18 protein-coding genes are annotated in these 18,644 nt (G+C 44.7%); 7 read left to right on the top strand and 11 right to left on the bottom strand.

Translation table 11 applies throughout. From position 1 onward, the window contains the following. Window positions 1–114: 114 nt before the first annotated feature. Complete coding sequence (locus tag L4D09_RS08120; protein ID WP_428456986.1) at window positions 115–1,212, bottom strand: ElyC/SanA/YdcF family protein; 1,098 nt, start codon at window positions 1,210–1,212, stop codon at window positions 115–117. Between the two features lie 261 nt (window positions 1,213–1,473). Between L4D09_RS08120 and L4D09_RS08115 the strand changes: the two genes are divergently transcribed. Beyond that, on the top strand, window positions 1,474–2,151 hold the full coding sequence (locus tag L4D09_RS08115; RefSeq protein ID WP_428456985.1) for a glutathione S-transferase family protein: 678 nt from the start codon (window positions 1,474–1,476) through the stop codon (window positions 2,149–2,151). 40 nt (window positions 2,152–2,191) lie between these two features. On the opposite strand, the gene uvrB is transcribed toward L4D09_RS08115, so the two are convergent. Beyond that, the gene (gene uvrB / locus L4D09_RS08110; RefSeq protein WP_428456984.1) at window positions 2,192–4,168 is read right to left on the bottom strand and encodes an excinuclease ABC subunit UvrB; all 1,977 of its coding nucleotides are present in this window, start codon (window positions 4,166–4,168) and stop codon (window positions 2,192–2,194) included. A 472-nt stretch (window positions 4,169–4,640) separates the two neighbouring features. Between uvrB and L4D09_RS08105 the strand changes: the two genes are divergently transcribed. From L4D09_RS08105 to L4D09_RS08095, 3 genes are all read left to right on the top strand, one after another. Then, window positions 4,641–6,596, top strand: coding sequence for a CHASE3 domain-containing protein (locus L4D09_RS08105; protein ID WP_428456983.1), 1,956 nt, complete (start codon window positions 4,641–4,643; stop codon window positions 6,594–6,596). Window positions 6,597–6,746: 150 nt separating this feature from the next. Then, the gene (locus L4D09_RS08100) at window positions 6,747–7,448 is read left to right on the top strand and encodes an NAD(P)H-dependent oxidoreductase (protein WP_428456982.1); all 702 of its coding nucleotides are present in this window, start codon (window positions 6,747–6,749) and stop codon (window positions 7,446–7,448) included. Continuing rightward, a complete protein-coding gene (locus L4D09_RS08095) occupies window positions 7,432–7,608 on the top strand; it encodes an SDR family oxidoreductase (RefSeq protein WP_428456981.1) in 177 nt (58 codons plus the stop codon). The genes L4D09_RS08100 and L4D09_RS08095 overlap by 17 nt, the downstream gene beginning before the upstream one ends. A 154-nt stretch (window positions 7,609–7,762) precedes the next feature. Here the strand turns inward: L4D09_RS08095 and L4D09_RS08090 are convergent, their stop codons facing one another. The 8 genes from L4D09_RS08090 to L4D09_RS08055 all read right to left on the bottom strand — a co-directional run bounded on the left by L4D09_RS08090 (window position 7,763) and on the right by L4D09_RS08055 (window position 14,777). Next, window positions 7,763–8,278, bottom strand: coding sequence for a MerR family transcriptional regulator (locus tag L4D09_RS08090; protein WP_428456980.1), 516 nt, complete (start codon window positions 8,276–8,278; stop codon window positions 7,763–7,765). A 19-nt stretch (window positions 8,279–8,297) separates the two neighbouring features. Next, a complete protein-coding gene (locus L4D09_RS08085; RefSeq protein ID WP_428457042.1) occupies window positions 8,298–9,182 on the bottom strand; it encodes a DMT family transporter in 885 nt (294 codons plus the stop codon). A gap of 164 nt (window positions 9,183–9,346) precedes the next feature. Further along, the gene (gene def, locus L4D09_RS08080) at window positions 9,347–9,865 is read right to left on the bottom strand and encodes a peptide deformylase (protein ID WP_428456979.1); all 519 of its coding nucleotides are present in this window, start codon (window positions 9,863–9,865) and stop codon (window positions 9,347–9,349) included. A 33-nt stretch (window positions 9,866–9,898) separates the two neighbouring features. Then, entirely contained in the window at window positions 9,899–10,663 is a 765-nt protein-coding gene (locus tag L4D09_RS08075; protein WP_428456978.1) for an AraC family transcriptional regulator, read from the bottom strand. A gap of 69 nt (window positions 10,664–10,732) precedes the next feature. Further along, window positions 10,733–11,434 carry a ferredoxin reductase domain-containing protein gene (locus L4D09_RS08070; protein WP_428456977.1) on the bottom strand — a complete coding sequence of 234 codons (702 nt, stop codon included), beginning with the start codon at window positions 11,432–11,434 and terminating at the stop codon, window positions 10,733–10,735. 10 nt (window positions 11,435–11,444) lie between these two features. After that, window positions 11,445–12,008, bottom strand: coding sequence for a hypothetical protein (locus L4D09_RS08065; RefSeq protein ID WP_428456976.1), 564 nt, complete (start codon window positions 12,006–12,008; stop codon window positions 11,445–11,447). Between the two features lie 143 nt (window positions 12,009–12,151). Next, entirely contained in the window at window positions 12,152–13,708 is a 1,557-nt protein-coding gene (locus tag L4D09_RS08060) for a DHA2 family efflux MFS transporter permease subunit (protein WP_428456975.1), read from the bottom strand. A 4-nt stretch (window positions 13,709–13,712) separates the two neighbouring features. Further along, the gene (locus L4D09_RS08055) at window positions 13,713–14,777 is read right to left on the bottom strand and encodes an HlyD family secretion protein (RefSeq protein WP_428456974.1); all 1,065 of its coding nucleotides are present in this window, start codon (window positions 14,775–14,777) and stop codon (window positions 13,713–13,715) included. 136 nt (window positions 14,778–14,913) lie between these two features. Between L4D09_RS08055 and L4D09_RS08050 the strand changes: the two genes are divergently transcribed. Beyond that, window positions 14,914–15,822 (top strand): LysR family transcriptional regulator, encoded by a 909-nt coding sequence (locus L4D09_RS08050; protein WP_428456973.1) that lies wholly within the window; start codon window positions 14,914–14,916, stop codon window positions 15,820–15,822. A gap of 44 nt (window positions 15,823–15,866) precedes the next feature. Here L4D09_RS08050 and L4D09_RS08045 read toward each other — a convergent pair whose 3' ends face one another. Then, a complete protein-coding gene (locus L4D09_RS08045) occupies window positions 15,867–16,352 on the bottom strand; it encodes a glycine zipper family protein (RefSeq protein ID WP_428456972.1) in 486 nt (161 codons plus the stop codon). 125 nt (window positions 16,353–16,477) lie between these two features. Between L4D09_RS08045 and L4D09_RS08040 the strand changes: the two genes are divergently transcribed. Continuing rightward, complete coding sequence (locus L4D09_RS08040) at window positions 16,478–17,428, top strand: LysR family transcriptional regulator (protein ID WP_428456971.1); 951 nt, start codon at window positions 16,478–16,480, stop codon at window positions 17,426–17,428. Window positions 17,429–17,878: 450 nt separating this feature from the next. After that, a complete protein-coding gene (locus tag L4D09_RS08035; protein ID WP_428456970.1) occupies window positions 17,879–18,631 on the top strand; it encodes a TerC family protein in 753 nt (250 codons plus the stop codon). The last annotated feature ends 13 nt before the right edge of the window (window positions 18,632–18,644 follow it).

The raw sequence follows: 18,644 nt of genomic DNA, 5'->3' as shown, positions 1-18,644 counted from the left end.
TGAGGAAGGTTACAGAAGTTTATACCGATTTTTTGAGCGCAGGACAGAATATAATTGATGCCCGTTTAAGGCATAAAAAAGCAGCCAATGGCTGCTTTTTTATCTCGATAAATATTATCGCTGTTCAAGCGGGTATGAACGGTAACTCCACATACCATAGGTACGCAGGGCATCACGGTAAATACCAAGTAGCTCACCGTCTGTTGGGACTTTTAGCTCTTCCAGCGGCTTGTCGGCTGCTGAAACGGTATCGAACGTAATGCCTTTTGGCCCAGTTTGCCAACTAGCGATTTCAAAGAGAGCTTGGCCGCGACGGACATGGCTAGCCGAGCTGATCAACGTGGCGTGAGCGATGTCATGACGTGCCAATGCATAGCTGCTGTATAGCGCGTTCTCAACAGTGCTACGGGCATAGTTGTCTTCGATGATGCGATCGCGAGCAATGCCGTTTTCCACTAACCAATCGGCCATTAACTTACCTTCGGTCTTATGGTTTCTTGGCACTCCACCTGTTAGCACGATCAGCGAATCAGGTGACTTTTGAGCCATCGCCAGTGTCATTTCTAGACGTTCAATCAAAATATCATGCATGCTGCCATCTGGGTTTAGCGCATAGCCAAGGGTAATGATTGCGGTGTTGCCCTTGTATTCTTTAGCTTGTTTGTCTTTTAGCGGGGTTGCGACAATACGGTTAACAGTGTCAAAAATACGCTGGATGTCATCGGCACGACCTTGGTTTAGCGCTTTAAGCGTCGTCATGTGCTTGGTTGATTCAGCTTGGTTGCCTTTAAAGTGTTGCCATACTGCAAGGTAAGCGTGTGCATCTACGTCTTGTGGAGCGACTTCTAGCAACTCAATTGCCCGGTCGACATTTTTGTTATAAATCTGGGCGTTGGCCGCAGAGATCAGTAGATCGGTACGATAAGGTTCAAGTTCATAATCTTCCAGCAGGCGGTTAGTCACGATTTCCATATTACTTGGCATTTTAGCGGTAAAGCCAGCGTGGGAAATACGCGCGGGTGACTTAAATGCGGTTACTGCGTCAGCCAGTAGTTGATCAATAACTTGGCGCTTCGAGGTAAATTGGCTGTACTCTGCCGTAGACTGAATGCTCTGCTGCGGAGCACTATCTGCAAGCAGGGAAGTTGATGAAAAGCTAAGCAGGCCACCTAGAGCTAGGGCTAAAATTGTTTTTTTATTTTGATGCACCATGGTGTTGGATCACAATTAGTGCGTACTATAGATAAATCACATAGTTATTTTTGTGAACTGATAGCATTTTTTTTGTGTTCATTTTTAAATACTTAGATTACTTGTTAGCCTGCTTCCATTGTTTTTGCTTTTTCCTATTTGTGCTTTGATGGAAAAATTCGCTCCATTTCGTCGTTTCATTTCGTCTTTTTATTTTAAGTGGCGTCTTATAGGTACAAAACGCATTGAAATGTGCTGTTCCGTAAAGAAAAGGCGAAAGTAATGATTAAAATAATTAGTTTTAAAATTTGTCCGTTTGTTCAACGTGTCACTGCTCGTCTGGAAGCACAGAATATTCCTTATGAGATAGAATTTATCAGTTTGAAAGATAAGCCACAGTGGTTCTTGGATCTTTCGCCAAACGGTCAAGTGCCTATTCTTGTGACCGAGTCGGGCACTGCGCTATTTGAATCTGATGCCATCATTGAATATATCGATGAGGTGTATCCAACCTTAGAGCAAGATGTCAGTCCTGAACAACGTGCGATTGATCGAGCTTGGAGCTATCAAGCATCTAAACATTATTTGGTGCAGTGCAGCACCATGCGCAGCTCTGATGAGGACACGTTGACTGAGCGTAGCGAAAAACTAGCAAAAGCCTTTGCTAAGGCTGAATCAGCATTAGGTAATGGTCCATATTTCAAGGGCGAGTCATTGAGTAATGTTGATATTGCATGGTTACCGTTATTGCATCGAGCGGCGATCATCAAATCTTATACATGTCACGATTTGCTCGCTGGCTTCCCGAAAGTGCAGAAATGGCAGGCAGCCTTGATGGCAACGGGGCTTGCTGACAAGTCAGGGCCAGAAGACTTCGAAGAGGCATTTAGCCGTTTTTACCTATCGGAACAGACCTTCCTTGGTCAGAGCAAATGTTGTGATGGGGGAAACAGCCTGTAAAGTGGGCTGTTGCTAAATTTATTCCTGATGTTAGTGCTAATTAGATGTAAATAAATTGGCGATAGAGTCCATCGAGTTGATGGCGGATCGCCTTTATTTGTTGCTCATCATTTTGATCGACAGCTGCTAAAAGGTATTGCTCTTTCGCGGTGATTTGTTGACATAATATCGCAATGTTTTCACAAAACGCTTCAGGGTGAGTCATCGGTTCTCTTGCGTCACCTTGTTCTGAGGAATGCTTGCGCACCGATGACATTGGTGTAATACCGTGTGCTTGGTTGAAAGCCATTTGTCGTTGGCGGCGGCTGGTAGATTGATGGGTGGCTTGTTTCATTGCTGGCGTCATTTTATTTGCATATAAAATGGCTTTGCCATTAGCGTTACGTGCGGCGCGGCCGATGATTTGGATCAATGCCTGTACTGAGCGTAAAAATCCCGCATGGTCCGCATCTAGAATTGCCACTAATGACGCTTCTGGAATATCTAGCCCTTCGCGCAATAGGTTAATCCCAATCAACACATCAAATTCACCAGCGCGCAAGCCATTTATGATGTCGACGCGTTCGGCTGTTTTTATATCCGAATGTAAGTAGCGAACTCGAATGTTTCTCTCTGACATAAAATCATTGAGGGCTTCTGCGCTAACTTTGGTGAGTGTTGTGACTAAAACTCGTTCATTCTTTTTGGTGCGTTGAGATATTTCAGCAAGTAAATCATCAATATAGTTATCAGATGGCCTGATTTCTACATCTGGGTCAAGCAACCCAGTTGGACGTATAATTTGTTCAATGGCTTCTCCTTGTGAACGATTTAGCTCATATTCCCCTGGGGTGGCAGAAACAAAAATAGTTTGAGGTTTTATTTTTTCAAACTCAGCAAAGCTCAATGGACGGTTATTCTTCGCTGATGGCAAACGGAAGCCATAATCAATTAAGGTCTCTTTACGGCTCCTATCACCTCGATACATGGCTGAAATTTGCGGCACCATTACATGAGATTCATCAATAAATAGCAGGCCGTCTTTAGGTAGGTAATCAAGTAGCGTGGTGGGCGGTAGGGCAGGATCACGGTCATTGAGGTAACAAGAATAATTTTCTATCCCTGAAAAATAGCCTCGCTGTTGCATCATTTCCACATCAAACATGGTGCGTTCATACAAACGTGCTGCCTCAACAAGTCGGTTCTCACTATTCAGTTCGGCGACCCGTTTCTCCATATCACGAATAATCTCGATACTGGCTGCTTGTATTTTTTCTTTTGGGGTTGCGTAAAGGGTTTTGGGAGAAACAAAGTAGTGCTCAATATCATCGAGAACTTTTTTCGTGATCGGGTCTATCCATTGCAAGCGCGTTATTGTGTTATTAACCAGCTCAACTTGTATGGCTTTGTGTTCTGAGTCGGCAGGAAAAATGTCGATTACATTAGCATGAGGAAGAAACGTTGCTCGCTCCAAGGCGCCTTGACTCTCGGTATATTGCAAACGGGTTAACCGCTGAATAAAGTCAGGTTGTTCCATATGCATATCCACCGCGAGTGGAATTTGTAATGCACGATAGTCATTTGGGTCACCCAAGCCGTACACTGAGGAAACTGACGCAACGACAATTACATCACGTCGTTCAATTAAAGATTTTGTAGTGGATAGACGAAGTCGTTCAAGTTGCTCATTAATGGCAGAATCTTTTCTAATAAAGCGATCACTTCCAGGGATATAGACCTCAGGCTGGTAATAATCGTAATAAGAAACGAAGTATTCCACGGCATTTTCAGGGAAAAAATGCTTCATTTCACTATATAGTTGAGCGGCTAAGGTTTTATTGTGGGCAAGAATCAAGGTTGGCTTCTGTAGGCGATGGACTACATTAGCCATCGTAAACGTTTTTCCTGAGCCAGTGATACCTTGCAAAGTTTGGTGTGTAGCCCCCTTTTTTATCCCTGATATTAACCGTGCGATTGCTTCGGGCTGATCACCTGATGGTGAATACTTGGAGTGCAGGATGAATGATCCCTTAGCCATGAAAATACCCCTTTTAAGTACGTCTTTTGTTTGTGTGAGTTAGCTGAACGAACGTATTAAGTGTAGTGAATCAGCGTTACTTGTACCATTGACAGTACTCGGCATAAGAGCTCATTTCTTATTTGTAATGCTTAATGGATAATTAGAATTTTTTCTTATTTTCTAATTAGCTGTAATGTTCCATTGATTATTCAGTATTCGATTTTATTTTCAGGTCACTATCTAGGTGGTGAGTCCTATAAATGTTATTGTTATCGCGTACCTATTTAGAGTTAAACTGTAATAATAGTTAATATAATAAAGTTTTATATTTCATTAATTATTGTTGCATTCGTTTCATTTGTTTTTGGGAATAATGTATCTCTCCTTTTGAACTGTTTATTTTCAAGGTTTCATGATGAATTAAATTTAGAGAGGTACTAATTGGTTGACTAGTCTTAACCGTATAAGTTTATTTTTTGGAATACGGGAAATGGATATCTCAAATATATCACTTCGTGGACGTTTGTTTGCGAGCAATTCTATTCTTTCACTATTACTACTTGGATTGATGGTTGTCGTTTTTAATGCCATTTCGACTATGGGGAAAACATCTCACTGGGTTGAGCATACTCATAATGTTATTCGACAGAGTAAAGGGCTGGTGAGCGCGATGGTTGATCAGGAAACTGGCTTGCGTGGGTTTACCATAGCCGGGCAGGAAGATTATTTGGAGCCGTATTTTCAGGGCAAGAAAGACTTTCAGCAATATTTGACGATGGCAAAACAGCTAACGAGTGATAACCCCGCTCAACAGGGGCGCTTTAATGACGTTGCAGAGCAGGCCGAGCGCTGGCAGGTCTATGCAGAAGAGATCATTGCATTGCGAAATGATATACGAAATGGGGAAGCGGTAAATAGTGAGCTTAACGAATTGATCGCTTCAGGTATCGGTAAGCAAAAAATGGATGGGTTACGCGGTGAAATTGTCTTAATGACGCTAGGAGCTACCGGTGATGAGATCCTCAATGCAATGATTAATATGGAAACTGGGCTTCGGGGATTTATGTTGAATCACCAAGAGTCGTTTCTTGAACCCTATCAAGCTGGAAAAGTTGTAATTGGACAATACCGCTCAATTATTACAGGTACTCAGTTGATTGCTAATATTGATTCATGGATTGAAAGCTACGCCGAAATTGCGATTAACCTCGTTCGAAAAGCCAATCAATATAGAGTAATGGCTGATCTTTATACCCAATTAGAGGGTAAAAAAGGCAAGCTATATATGGATAGTTTGCGTCAGCAAGTTAATGACATTATCGCGGTTGAGCAGGCGTTGATGGTGAGTAGAGAAACCGCTTCTCGTTCTTCTGCTTTACTGGCGAATAATGCCATTCTATACGGTGGTGGTGTGACCCTGCTGTTGACCTTCTTGCTTGCTTACCTGGTTTCAAGAAGCATTACTCAGCCGATTGATCAGGCCGTGGTATATGCTAAAAAATTGGCGGAAGGGGATCTCAGTCTTCAAATCGGTAAAACAGGCAAAAATGAAATTGGTACATTGCTTGAAGCGATGCAAACAATTACCGATAACCTAAAACAGATGATTGGCAATATAGCGACGACGAGTTATCAATTGAGCGAGTCTGCGGCTCAGCTAAGCCAGACGCTTGATAAAACAGGTAATGGTGCGAAAGAGCAACTGAGTATGACCGATCAAATAGCGGTTGCAATGAACCAAATGTCGATCTCTGTACAAGAGGTTGCTCAGAATGCCATTACCGCTGCAGAGGTAGCTAATGAGGCAGATCAGGAAGCAGAAACAGGAAGTGGTGTGATTGACGGTACTGTGCGTAATATCGATAAGTTAGATGGTGAGATTAATCATACGTCCAGCCAGTTATCGCACCTTGTCGATGAAACCAATAATATCGGCAAGATCCTTGATGTTATTGGTGGGATAGCTGAACAAACCAACCTTTTGGCCTTGAATGCGGCGATTGAAGCTGCTCGAGCTGGGGACCAAGGTCGGGGGTTTGCCGTTGTTGCTGATGAAGTGCGAGTGCTAGCGCAACGAACACAAGAGTCTACTACCGAGATTCAAAATTTGATAGAACGGATTCAGCAAGGAACACAGGAGGTGGTGAGTAGTATGGCACAAAGTACTGATCTGCTTCAATCAACCATTACCTCTGCGGCTCAATCAGGCGATGCTTTCGGTGCGATTTCGAATTCCATATCTAAAATCAACGATATGAACACTCAAAGTGCCAGTGCGTCAGAGGAGCAGAGCGTGACGGCAGAGCAAGTGAACAAAAACATGCTTACAGTCAATACGATTTCACAAGAAAGCTACGATATAACAATGCGTGCAGTAGAGTCTTGCCAGGAACTAGCCCATTTATCAGAAACGCTTAATGCAACGGTGAAGCAATTTAAGGTGTAAGCGAATCGGATTAAATCGATAGCAGTGTACTGTTTATGAAGCCAATGATTATGGTTGATTTATTCCATAATCATTGGCTTTTTTATGCATTTATCTTGCAGCGCTGCTCCTGCATTCTTGCCTCATCAATTCGAGACAGGATTAACGACAATGAAAGATCAAAACCAACAGCTAGCAATTCAGAACCAAATTATTGATGCTTTCGAGCTTCGCCATGCGACTAAAGTATTTAATCCTGAAGCGAAAATAAGTAACGACGAATTTAATACAATTTTGGAAGCTGCGCGCTTATCACCAAGCTCGTTTGGCTTTGAACCTTGGCAGATCCTTGTTGTGCAATCGCCAGAAAAGCGTGAGTTGTTCCGTGAGTTTACGTGGGGTGCAAACGGTGCATTTAATGGTTCGGCTGGTCAGCTTGGCACTGCGAGCCACTTTGTGATCCTGCTAGCACACACTGAGGCGACCATGAAGCACAACTCAGATTATCAGCAAAACTTTATGAAAGAAGTGAAGCAGTTGCCAGAAGAGGTGATTGGTTTTATCAACCAAGCATTCCAGAAGTTCCAAGAGCATGACTTTAAGATTGAAGATGAGCAGATCACCGAATGGTCTGCACGTCAGTCTTACATTGCGCTAGGGAATATGATGACAGCTGCGGCCCTGATGGGGGTAGATTCTTGTCCAATCGAGGGTTTTGAGATCGATAAGACAATGGCGGTATTGGAAGAACATTTCGGTGTCGATTCGAAAAATTATAAGCCAGCAGTCATGGTTGCTTTCGGTTACCGTGCCGATGAACCAGCGTTTGCTAAAACTCGCCGCGACATGGAGCAGATTGTTTCTTGGCACTAAGCCCGGAGTGTTTGCTTTTTGGGCTTACAACATCATGCTTGGTCGTCTTGGCCAGCCTGAAGAAGTTGCATCTGCAATCTCTTTCCTTGTTAGTAAAGACGCATCATTCATCACTGCTGAAACACTTCAAATCGGTGGCGGTCAAGCACTAGGTATCTAATCCCTGTGACTTGTAAAGCTAGGTTTTAGCTTTATATTTTTGATGTATATAAAGCACGGCAGTTATTCTACCCGAATCGCTGCCGTGTTTTTTTATAGCTGATTTTCGGACGAATAAACGTGTTTAAACTATATATTGGGTGAGCAGGGGCACGTTATGACAAGCGACGGATATGTGTTATTTCATCGTCATCAATCCCCAGCGATTCTAAGAATTGTTGATGGGCGTTGGGCTCCATTTTCTCAAATTGGATATGCCAATTGGTCATATCGTCCTCATTCATACCAGAGGCTGCGAGTAAGGCTACCCAGCGTTCTTTCGTGAGCATTCCCGGTGCCAACAGTGACGGCTGGTTCAGCGTTGCAACGATGGCATGCTGTTGTTTGCGTAACCGCTGTATTTCGCCTTCCAATGCATTGAATTGATCATGTAGTAGCTGCTGCTGGCTTTGTTCGCATTGGGTCTCAAGTAATGGCACGATTTCTTCGACCGATACACCGAACGAGCGGTAGGATAAGATTGTTTCTAACCGTTTGATCTCCTTATCACCATAGTAGCGGTATCCGTTGCCAGCACGATGGGCTGGCTGCAATAATCCCGCCCTTTCGTAATAGAGTACTGTGGTACGCGATACCTTGCACCGTTTTGCTAGTGCAGTCACTGTTAGCATGGTATTGAGTCCTTTTTCATTAGCGCGAACATTTGGTTTTCACAGTATTGTATAGGTGAGGGACGATAACGCTGATGATAAGCACTGCAGCTCCCAAAAATGCTAAAGAATTAGGCGTTTCTGAAAATAGCAGATATCCAAGCGTAATAGAGTAAAGAATACTGATGTATTCAACATTGGCAATGACATTTGCCGCTCCCCATTTGTATGCCGAGACGCCGAACCATTGAGCAACCGATGATATCACTCCCACCAGTATTAATAGGTATAGCTCATGCCCTGTCGGCCATTGCCAGCTATAAAGGCTTGGCAATAACGCTAACAACCCGACAAAGATGGCTTGATAAGCCAATAAGGTAATTCTAGGCTCGGTTAGGGCGACTTTCCTGACACACACCACAGCCGTTGCGGCACCCAATGAGCCAAGTGCGCCAAGGGTGATATAACGAAAGGATGCATCGGAAAAGTTGGGCTGAACGATGAGCATCACACCAATAAAGCCAACTAATATCGTAAACCAGCGCGATGCCGTGACGACTTCTGAGAGGAATACTCTCGAAATCAAAGCAACAAAAAGTACCTGCAGGAAGCCAATTGCCTTGGCATCTGCAAGCGGGATATTACTGACGGTCACAAAGCCTAGGTATAAGGCGAAGAAGGCACCAGTGATCCGCAGCAAGTGCAGCTTGACCTTCTTGGGCTTTAGCAATATTGGGATATTGGCCTTAATCGCTGGCATTAAAATTGCGAGGAATACGACTTGGCGAAACAGTAATATTTGAAAGGTGCTGATGGTGTCACTGAGCATCCTCACCAGTACCCCGACGACGACAAAGAGCCCAGTCGAAACTAAAGCAAGTAAGATCCCTTTAAGATGGTTAGGGATAGCGTCAAAAGCTGCCATTGCCGGTTTGAATACTGGCTGGATGGTCGCTTTGAACGTCGATAGTATAGAATGTGACATATGAGCCCTCCTTTAAAGCGGCGGGTATTATCAACCCTACACTTGTAGACGGGTCAAGGGTGTCTAACATTCTTCGCTTTGAGACAGGAAGCGACCAACAGCCTTTAATTAATCAACTTCAAAAACTCAGTTTCGGTGACATAGTCTTTTGAATCGGCGCGGTCGAGAAATACTATGCCGTTGAGGTGGTCGAGCTCGTGTTGGAAGATACGAGCAATAAAACCTTCCATTCTGCTGTTGATCACGCTGCCGTCTAGGGCGTGGTAGCGCACATCGATATGGGTGGAGCGGCTGACTTTGGCACGCATGCCAGGAATACTTAAGCACCCTTCCCAGTCTTTTTCAGTCTCTTCGCTTTGCCATATGATTTCAGGGTTGAGCATCAGGGTCGGTGCCATCATTGGCGCGCTGGGGTAGCGCGGGTTTGGTCTTGAGGCCACAATGAAAGCACGGACAGACTCGCTCACCTGCGGCGCCGCAATTCCTACACCGTTATGGTCAAGCATGGTCTTTTCAAGTTCGGCAAAGAATGGCGCGTAGTTTTGGTATTGGCTTGGTGTTAATGTTGCGGCCTGTTGACGCAGTATGGGATTGCCAAGTTGGGCAATAGTGAGAGCATCCATGATGTATTTCCTTCATCGGTTGATATCTTAAGGTTACATATATTTGCCCGGTGTTTCTCCTGTTTGTTGGCGGAAAAATGCCACAAACGCGCTATCGCTTGAAAACGCTAAATAAGAAGCGATATCTGCCACGCTTTTGCCTTCAGATAACAGTTTAACAGCCACAAATAGCCGCCATTGTTGACGCCATGACTGATAAGGCATCCCTGTTTCTTTATTGAAAATTCGGGTAATGGTTTTTTCACTGGCACCTACTTGGGTGGCGACTTCCTTTAGTGGTGGGGGAAGCTCATCTTCATCTATGATCCCGGACAACCACCTACTGAGTCGACGGTCTTGCGGAAACGGCAACGTCATAGGGACTTGCTGGGCACTTTGTAACTCTTCAATGAATAGGGCAAGGGTGGTGGTTTGTTGGTGTTTAGGCTTATCCCATCGCCAAAACGCCATGCGTTCAATCAACTCGCGTAGCAATGGGTTGATGGTAAAGATGGTTACCGTATCCGGCAATGCATGGCACAGCTTGGTATCGAAGTAGAGAGAACGGTAAGCCACTACATTGCTCATTTTTGCATAATGGTTTGTTCCCGCAGGGATCCATGCTGCACGGGTTGGTGGCAAAATCGATCTGGCTCCTTCCAATGATATCGACATACAACCCGAGGCGGCAAAGAGTAGCTGGCCTTTTTGATGACAGTGCATACCTGAGTCATGGGAACCAATTGTTGCGGCAATGCCGACAACATCGTTGTCGATGTCATCGGCATTGAATTGGGTTGATCTGTCGATAACCGCCATAAGTGCCTCTTTTTAATGCCTAGATGCGAGCTTAGGGTTAGGGTATCACTAACTAAGCAGTAAAGGCATTTACTCAGCAGGCAAGGCATCGGAGTAGATGCTGAGTTGGTGGTGCCTATTTTTGAGCTCAGCGAAAGCGGTTTGTACCATTTCATAACGCCCGCAAATGTACGTATCGGGTAACGTGCTAAAGTCACATTCCTTGTTGACGATATCGAGTAGCTTCCCTTGACGAATTTGCTGGGTGACAGATTTGGTCTCCGTGACTGGAATATACGTAAAGCCAGTGTGTGATGCTGCCAGCTCGTTTAGGTAGTCGTTTTCATATAAGTCATCCTCACTATATGCGCCCCAGTATAGTGTAATGTCACTATCTGGTGCGTGTTTCAATGCTTCTTGAAGCAGGCTACGGGTATAGGTGTAGCCTGATCCTCCAGCGATAAATACCGTTTTATCACTAACTGGTCGGAGCCAAGCATGGCCTGCAGGTTCATCGACACGGATACTTTCACCCTTCTTAAAGCACTGCTGTAACCAGCCCACATGGCTGGCGAGCTCACTTTGTGCGGTGATACCACCGAGGTGAATTTCAAATTCGTGGTTAGGTGTCGGCGCACAAGCTATGGAAAAGGGAAGTTTTTGCCCTTTATCCAGCTCAAGCATGACATATTGCCCTGCAAGAAACTTAAAATCGCTTGTTGCTTGCAGAGTTAGGCAAAGTGTTCTGGTGTTGAGATAAGCGAGCTCTAAGATCTTACAGTCAATCGACATAATGCCGCCCTTATTGTTCATGGCTTAAAGCGATAACATCACAGCGCTTACCGGTAGAAGTTGAAGAGGCATCGAAGCTGATCTCTAATGAAATCATTGTCTTCAGCATGGCTTCTGTAAGGCAGACATTCTCGATGACGAAGCAAGTGTTCTGCTCGCAGCGCTTATCAAATGAAATATGTTCATCACCGTGTGCGCCGATACCATAACTATCAATGACGATAAATGCCGGGGATTTTGCTAGAACGGCATCAAGTACGTCGCTATCGAGTACGGTCGATTGAGCCCCATAATTTTGATTACCGTAGCCGTTTTGTTCTAGGTTGCTGGTATACAGCACCAATGATTTACCGGCTAAATCGAGACCTTCGATTTGCTCTAACGTTGGCATGGCCTGTGAGCAGTCGATGATATGAACTGATGTACGGTACTTTGTTTCTGCTGGCACCCTAGTGTAGCAATCAATGTGGGTGCCAATATGCCCCATAGCATTCACTGAGTCTGATTGGCGTTTTGCCCATTGGTAAGCGGGGTGCGATTCGTTAATGTCGACGCTGATGTTTTGTCGGTTCATGTTGATTCTCCTCTGCATTTGATGGGGAGAATTTTATGCATTTTTGTTGTGGCTTATTACAAATATAAAGACATATAACATCAAAATAAGGACACAGTGCTCGCCTAACATTGGTTAGGCGAGCTGGTGAGGATTAGAGGTTACTAGTCACGCATGGTCAGGATGATCACGGCTGCAACAGCAAGAAACCCTGTCATCATAAGGAATACATCGTTATACGCCATGATTGCTGCATCGCGCTGCATGGTTGCCACTAAGCTAGCTTGAGCCTGCATCATGGCAGTATTGGCATCACTACCGGATTGGACAAAAAACTGGCTTTGTTGCAGTAGCTGTTGCCAAGCATTGGTACTAACACTTGGCAGTGACTCTTTAATGTGCGCTAAATGTTCACGGGTTTTGTTATCAAGCAACGTTGCAATTATCGCGATGCTAAAAGCACCACCGAGATTGCGCATCACGTTGGTGAGCGTCGAGGCATCAGGCGTGTCATGTTTACTGATGTTCTTCATCGCGACCAATGACAATGGCACCATAATGAACGGACTGCCGATAGCTCTTAACAGCATAGATAAGATCAGCTGTTGCCCACCAAAGTCAACTGACATATGGGTATTCACAAAGCAGCTTAGGCCAAACATAGCAAAGCCGAATGTCACAAGGTATTTGGGCTTGATGATGTTGGTGAGCTTGGGAACTAATGGGAAAATTAGCAACTGCGGGAAGCCCATCCACATTAAGACCTCACCAATTTCCATCGCGTTATATTGCTGGATTTGGGTCAAATATAGTGGCAAAACATAGATGGAACCCAGCAGTGCCATACCTAAGATCAAGTACGCTAAGCAGGACATCGCAAACTGAGTATTCTTCAATAGCCTTAAGTTAACCAGTGGTTTTTTGTGCTGAAGTTCGTTAATCACAAAATACACCAAGCTTACCCCAGAGATGATCGCAAGGATGACGATGAAGGATGAACTAAACCATTCTTCGCGGTTACCTTCTTCTAATACCACTTCCAAGCAGCCTAATCCGAGTGCCATGGTGATGATGCCAAACCAGTCAGCTTTAAGCAGGGCAGCCAAGTTGAGTGGTTCATCGTCGAGACCATAGCGGACCATCGCAATCAGCAAGATAGCAGGCGGGATATTGATATAAAAAATGTAGTGCCAAGATAAGTTTTCCGTCAACCAGCCGCCGAAGGTTGGGCCGATAGAAGGGGCAAAGGTCGCAGTAATCCCAAACAAGGCCATCCCTACGGCGCGCTTTTGTATTGGTAAGAGCTGGACAACCAAAGAGAAGGCTAGTGGGATCAGTGCCCCGCCACTAAATCCTTGCAAAGCCCGGAATACAATCATGGACGTCATGTTCCATGAAAAAGAGCACAGCAATGAGGAGAGGGTGAAGATTACCGTGGTCCAAGTTAGGTAGCGACGTTTACCTAAAGCTTTAGATAGCCAGCCACTGAGTGGGATCGCTATCATTTCAGCAACGAGGTATGAGGTTGATATCCACGAGCTCTCATCCAGAGTTGCTGAAAGTGCCCCTTGTATATCTTTGAGTGAGGAGTTGGTGATCTGAATATCTAAGATCGCCATAAATGCGCCAATTAGGCCGCCAAACAACGCAATCCAATGACGGCGAGGCACTACGGTCTCTTCCACTGGTGCAGATGCAGGTTGAGTTGCTGCTGTACTCATGGGCTCAGCCTCGGGTATCGACAGTAGCGACCACTGATAGCCCTGGGATCAGGCGGCCCTCAATTGCTTCTGGCACTGTGAGGGTGATTTTTACCGGTACTCGCTGGACAATTTTGGTGAAGTTGCCGGTCGCATTTTCAGGCGGTAGTAGGGCAAATTTTGCGCCTGTCGCTGGTGAGAAACTGTCTACAACCCCTTCAAGCGTTTGGCCTGGGAATGCATCCAGCTCGACATCGACTTTTTGCCCTTGGTGAATACCACCGAGTTGGGTTTCCTTGAAGTTGGCTTCTATCCATACATCCGACGTTGGCACCAAGCTCATTAATGGCATACCCGGTTGAATATATAAGCCAACGCGTAGGCTGCGTTTGCCGACGATACCATCGACGGGGGCGTATATGTTGGTGTAACTCACATTGAGATCAGCTTGTTCCAGTTGTGCTTCGGCTTCGGTCACTGACGCTTTAGCCTGAGTAATTTGGCTGGCGATAACAGCCAGTTGATCGGTCTCAGCTTGTTGGCTTGCAATGGCTTCATCGAGTTGGGCTTGGGTCACTTTCATATGAGAAATCATGCTATCCAGCTCATCTTGTGATGAATAGTTACGCTTGAGTAGGCTGCGAGTACGGGTAACTTGCTGTTGGGCACGCTCAAACTCTGCTTGTGCTGAGGCGATTTGGCTTTTGGATTGGCGAATTTTGGTTTGCTGTAATTGCTGTTGGGCTTTGAGATTATCAATAGCAGCTTGGCTGACGGCCAGCTTAGCTTTAGCCTGATCATCTGCAGCGATAAAATCACGGTCATCAATTTTCGCGAGTAGATCACCGGCTTTAACTTGCTGGTTATCCTCGACATATGACTCGATGATATAGCCTGCTACCTTAGGGCTGATATTGGTGATGTCGCCCTGTAAATAGGCATTATCGGTTGATTCAAAATATTGTCCGTAGCCGAACCAATAACCACCGCCCGCTAGGCCTAGCGAAAGCATGATTAAGGTAGCGATTAATGGCGCTTTCTTTTTATTACGGCGTGGTGCTGCTTCTGGGGAGGTGTGATTTGCTGTCATGACACTCTTCTACACTTGTAATGGACTTCATTCTATTTGTGTAACAAAGTGTAAATGAATTAGATTGGTTGATAAGATAGGAATAAATGAAAACACTGTTGCAGAAATCTTACTAATAGAGGGGTGTTAACAAGAGATGGATTTGAATGCGGTTACTGTATTTTCACAAGTTGTTGATTGTGGAAGCTTTACTCAGGCGGCTGAAATCCTTGGTATGACTAAATCGACTGTGAGCCGAAAAGTTGCTGAGCTTGAGCAGCATTTAGGTGTGCGCTTGATCACGCGTTCGACACGCAGTTTAGTGTTAACGCCTGAAGGCGAGTCTTTTTATCAATCATGCTGCCAAGTGCTAGAAATTATGGGGCAAGCTGAACTTGAGGTAACAGCGAATCAAGATTTGGTACGTGGACGACTGAGTGTTGTTATGCCTGTTGAGTTAGGGCAGCAAGTGCTGGGACAGTATCTTAATGACTTTCTGAAGTTATACCCTGATGTCACGATTCATTTAGAACTTACCAACCGAGAAGTCGATATTATTGGCGAAGGAATTGATTTGTATGCTCAGGTGGGGGAAATGGGTGACTCGACGTTAGTGTCGCGACATTTAGCGGCATCAAGCCGAGTGTTGGCGGCAAGCCCTGCTTACCTTGAACAATATGGTATGGTTACCAGCCCCGCCGATCTCAAGCCACCTCATCATCAAGTGAAGATCCATAACCAAGCCGTAAAACTACCCAACTGGCATCTGATGCAATCTGGTGACACGGTGAGCATTGATTTACCTTATCGACTTAGGGTTAATACCATCACGTCGTCAGTCGATGCCTGTCTCGACGGGTTGGGTATTGCGATTTTACCTGAATTTATTTGTCGCGAGCATTTTGCTAGTGGGCGTTTGACCAAGTTATTGCCTGACTGGGAGATGCCGTTGGTACCTGTTAATTTGGTATACCCGCAGCGGAAGCTCATTCCTAAGAGGCTAAGGTTATTGGTGGATTTTCTAGTTGAGAAGTTTGAAGGAAGGATGAAAAGAACACCCCAATAGCATGGTGAATGGATGCTAATGGGGATAAATACGATCTTTTTACATTACAGAGATGATTGAGATACGGAGTTGTTAGCCGCTAATTGCTGTTTGCTGCCGTCGTTAGCCTCTAACTCTGGTGCCATGTCGATATTGGCTAGATCCTCAGCTTCTGCATCAAGGATCTCATAACCTTTAAGCTCCATACAGCGACGCAATACTAAAGACTGGGTCTGGGTTGCTTTAACCGAGCCTACGGCAGCCCCTGTACCTGCGCCGAGTGCTAACCCAAAAATCATACTTTCGCCCACACCGACGCCATCACTGAATAATCCGCCAACGGCACCAGCAGCGGTACCGATAAGGGCCATATTCGTCGCGCTTGTCCGCACTGCCTCCCCCTTATCCACCTCTTTGGTTTTTTGCTGACATTCAGCGAGATCTTGCTCGTATTCGAGTTGTGTTTTGCCGTGGTTGCCAACAACAGGTGCTGTATTATAAGAGCAGGCGGTTAACAAAGAGGTACAAATGAGCAGGGCGATTTTATTCACAGGGCTAATAACCGTTTGCTGAGTTAAATATGGGCACTATAGTATTGTCAAAGTAGCTCTACTTAAATACAGTGTTTTCTATATTATGTATCGAAATATTCGATAACTATGATGAAAGGGTAACCATGCAGACATCATTACTCTCTAAGCTTGTCAAAAAAGATCTCAATCTGCTGGTGTATCTGACGGTATTGCTTGAGCAGCGCCATGTTAGCCGAGCAGCAGAAATCTTAGGGGTTAGTCAGGCTACCATGAGCTACTACCTACAGAAGTTACGGCTTGAGTTTAATGATCCGCTGTTAATTAAAAGCAAACAAGGGATGGTACTTTCCCCTTTAGGTGAGCAGCTGGTAGTGCCTCTTATCGAGCTTCTGCGTCAACTCGACAGTGATATTTATCAGCGTAATTTTAATCCGGCATTGGCGGAGGGGGTCATTCGATTTTGCACCCAAGATGCAACACTAAGCCATCTGTTACCGACGTTGATTAATGATGTTGTTAAAAGAGCACCGCATTTATGTTTGGATTTTTTAGATTGGCCGAAAGATATTTTTTCTGCATTGGAATCTGGAGAAATTGATTTAGCACTTGGAGGGCTAGGTGAAGTACCGCCAGGTGTGCACGGTAAATGCTATTTTAAATCACAGTTTTCAGCGATAGTTGCCAAGCAGCATCCGTTGGCGAAACGTGATCAGGTGTCCTTGAAAGATGTCATTGCTTATCCACATATTCGGATTTCACCAGGGGCGGTGGGAGAGAATATGCTCGATGAAATCATACGAAAAAAGGGACTCCAGCGGGAGGTTACTATGTGTACAAGTTCATTCAATATTGCGTTGGAATCGATTCGGCAGGGTCATCATGTCGCGTTTTTTAATCGGCTGGTGGTTGATACATGTGCTACGTCTCCTCAAGATTTTCATATTATTGAGCTCCAGGAATTGCCTGCGCCAGATATTTATCTGTATTGGAATGCACGGGTTCACCGCGAACCTGCACAGATATGGTTCCGCGAACAGTTAACCCGTTTAATTGAAGATGGCTTTAGGCGCTTGGGCGTAAAAATAAGCCCATAAGGTGAGGCGTATTTACAATGTAAATAGCTTTAGCTATTTGCGTGACTTTCAATAACCCTCTTACTCAATTTTAAGCAGAATCAAATTCTGCCATTTATTGCTAGCAGCATTCTTTGGCCCTCTCATTACATGGCTGTGTTGCCTACCTCTTGTATAAAACATTAAATTTTATTTGATGATAATCGTTAGTGATCTATGCAGTTTGTACGATAAGGTTTTGATGGTTTACCTTTAACTATCAATGTTATACGTTAAGGGTGGCTTGTAGTGAGTGTAGAATGCTTCGAGGTCTAATCGTGCATTGCATCGTGCTGAAAATATGGCTATTGCTAAGGCGAGGTTTTGATGATTTACTGCACAAATCTAAGTTATAGAGGTATAAAAATTAATGGACGACCCCTTTAGTCGACTGTGTATTTCCCCGCGCTTCCAATCAATGGAAGCTTCATCATGATAGAGCTTTTCCTACAACCAGAAACTTGGGCAATATTCGCAACCTTATTTGCGCTTGAGGTAATACTTGGTGTTGATAACGTCGTGTTTATTTCTGTTCTCTGTGAACGACTGCCTGTAGAGCAACGTAAACTCGCGCGAAATTTGGGTATTGGTTTAGCTGTGATAGCTCGAATCGCTTTGGTCTTTTCGATTTCATGGCTCATGTCTTTAACTCAACCGCTACTGACTATTGCTGGAGTGTCATTAACGGGACAGGAACTGATTATGATCGCGGGTGGTGCATTCTTATTGGCTAAAAGTTTTAAAGAGTTATGGGGCTGGTTGATGCATGCTGAAACCGGACACTCGACTCACGTAAGAACGGGCCTTGCCGTTGTGCTATTGCAGATAGTGGCCGTCGATGCGGTATTCTCGATGGACTCAGTGATCACTGCTGTGGGGTTAACGAGTGAGATCCCGATTATGATTGCCGCAATTATCTCATCGGCAATCGTCATGGTTTTCACGGCAGAGAAGATTAACAATCTGGTGATGAAGTACCCTGGCTTTAAAATACTGGCATTATTATTTTTGATGCTGTTAGGTGGACTGTTAATGGCAGAAGGCTTTGCTATCCACATAAATAAAGGTTACGTGTATTTTGCCATGGTGTTTGGCTTAATCTTAGAGCTTTGTCATATACAGTTGAAGAAGAAGCACCGAATAAAAATTGTTAGGATTCGTCCATTAGAATGCCGTTTAGCATAGCGCGGAATGAATT

Source organism: Photobacterium makurazakiensis (assembly GCF_050336715.1).
In the GTDB taxonomy this organism is placed as follows: domain Bacteria; phylum Pseudomonadota; class Gammaproteobacteria; order Enterobacterales; family Vibrionaceae; genus Photobacterium; species Photobacterium makurazakiensis.
Note: the sequence above shows the minus strand (reverse complement) of the source record. Positions and strands in the feature narration are given on the sequence as shown.

Bases quoted from the DNA above. Each gene is read 5' to 3' on its own strand.
- L4D09_RS08120 (WP_428456986.1), bottom strand. From the start codon at position 1,212: ATGGTGCATCAAAATAAAAAAACAATTTTAGCCCTAGCTCTAGGTGGC.
- L4D09_RS08115 (WP_428456985.1), top strand. From the start codon at position 1,474: ATGATTAAAATAATTAGTTTTAAAATTTGTCCGTTTGTTCAACGTGTC.
- uvrB (WP_428456984.1), bottom strand. From the start codon at position 4,168: ATGGCTAAGGGATCATTCATCCTGCACTCCAAGTATTCACCATCAGGT.
- L4D09_RS08105 (WP_428456983.1), top strand. From the start codon at position 4,641: ATGGATATCTCAAATATATCACTTCGTGGACGTTTGTTTGCGAGCAAT.
- L4D09_RS08100 (WP_428456982.1), top strand. From the start codon at position 6,747: ATGAAAGATCAAAACCAACAGCTAGCAATTCAGAACCAAATTATTGAT.
- L4D09_RS08090 (WP_428456980.1), bottom strand. From the start codon at position 8,278: ATGCTAACAGTGACTGCACTAGCAAAACGGTGCAAGGTATCGCGTACC.
- L4D09_RS08085 (WP_428457042.1), bottom strand. From the start codon at position 9,182: ATGGCAGCTTTTGACGCTATCCCTAACCATCTTAAAGGGATCTTACTT.
- def (WP_428456979.1), bottom strand. From the start codon at position 9,865: ATGGATGCTCTCACTATTGCCCAACTTGGCAATCCCATACTGCGTCAA.
- L4D09_RS08075 (WP_428456978.1), bottom strand. From the start codon at position 10,663: ATGGCGGTTATCGACAGATCAACCCAATTCAATGCCGATGACATCGAC.
- L4D09_RS08070 (WP_428456977.1), bottom strand. From the start codon at position 11,434: ATGTCGATTGACTGTAAGATCTTAGAGCTCGCTTATCTCAACACCAGA.
- L4D09_RS08065 (WP_428456976.1), bottom strand. From the start codon at position 12,008: ATGAACCGACAAAACATCAGCGTCGACATTAACGAATCGCACCCCGCT.
- L4D09_RS08060 (WP_428456975.1), bottom strand. From the start codon at position 13,708: ATGAGTACAGCAGCAACTCAACCTGCATCTGCACCAGTGGAAGAGACC.
- L4D09_RS08055 (WP_428456974.1), bottom strand. From the start codon at position 14,777: ATGACAGCAAATCACACCTCCCCAGAAGCAGCACCACGCCGTAATAAA.
- L4D09_RS08050 (WP_428456973.1), top strand. From the start codon at position 14,914: ATGGATTTGAATGCGGTTACTGTATTTTCACAAGTTGTTGATTGTGGA.
- L4D09_RS08040 (WP_428456971.1), top strand. From the start codon at position 16,478: ATGCAGACATCATTACTCTCTAAGCTTGTCAAAAAAGATCTCAATCTG.
- L4D09_RS08035 (WP_428456970.1), top strand. From the start codon at position 17,879: ATGATAGAGCTTTTCCTACAACCAGAAACTTGGGCAATATTCGCAACC.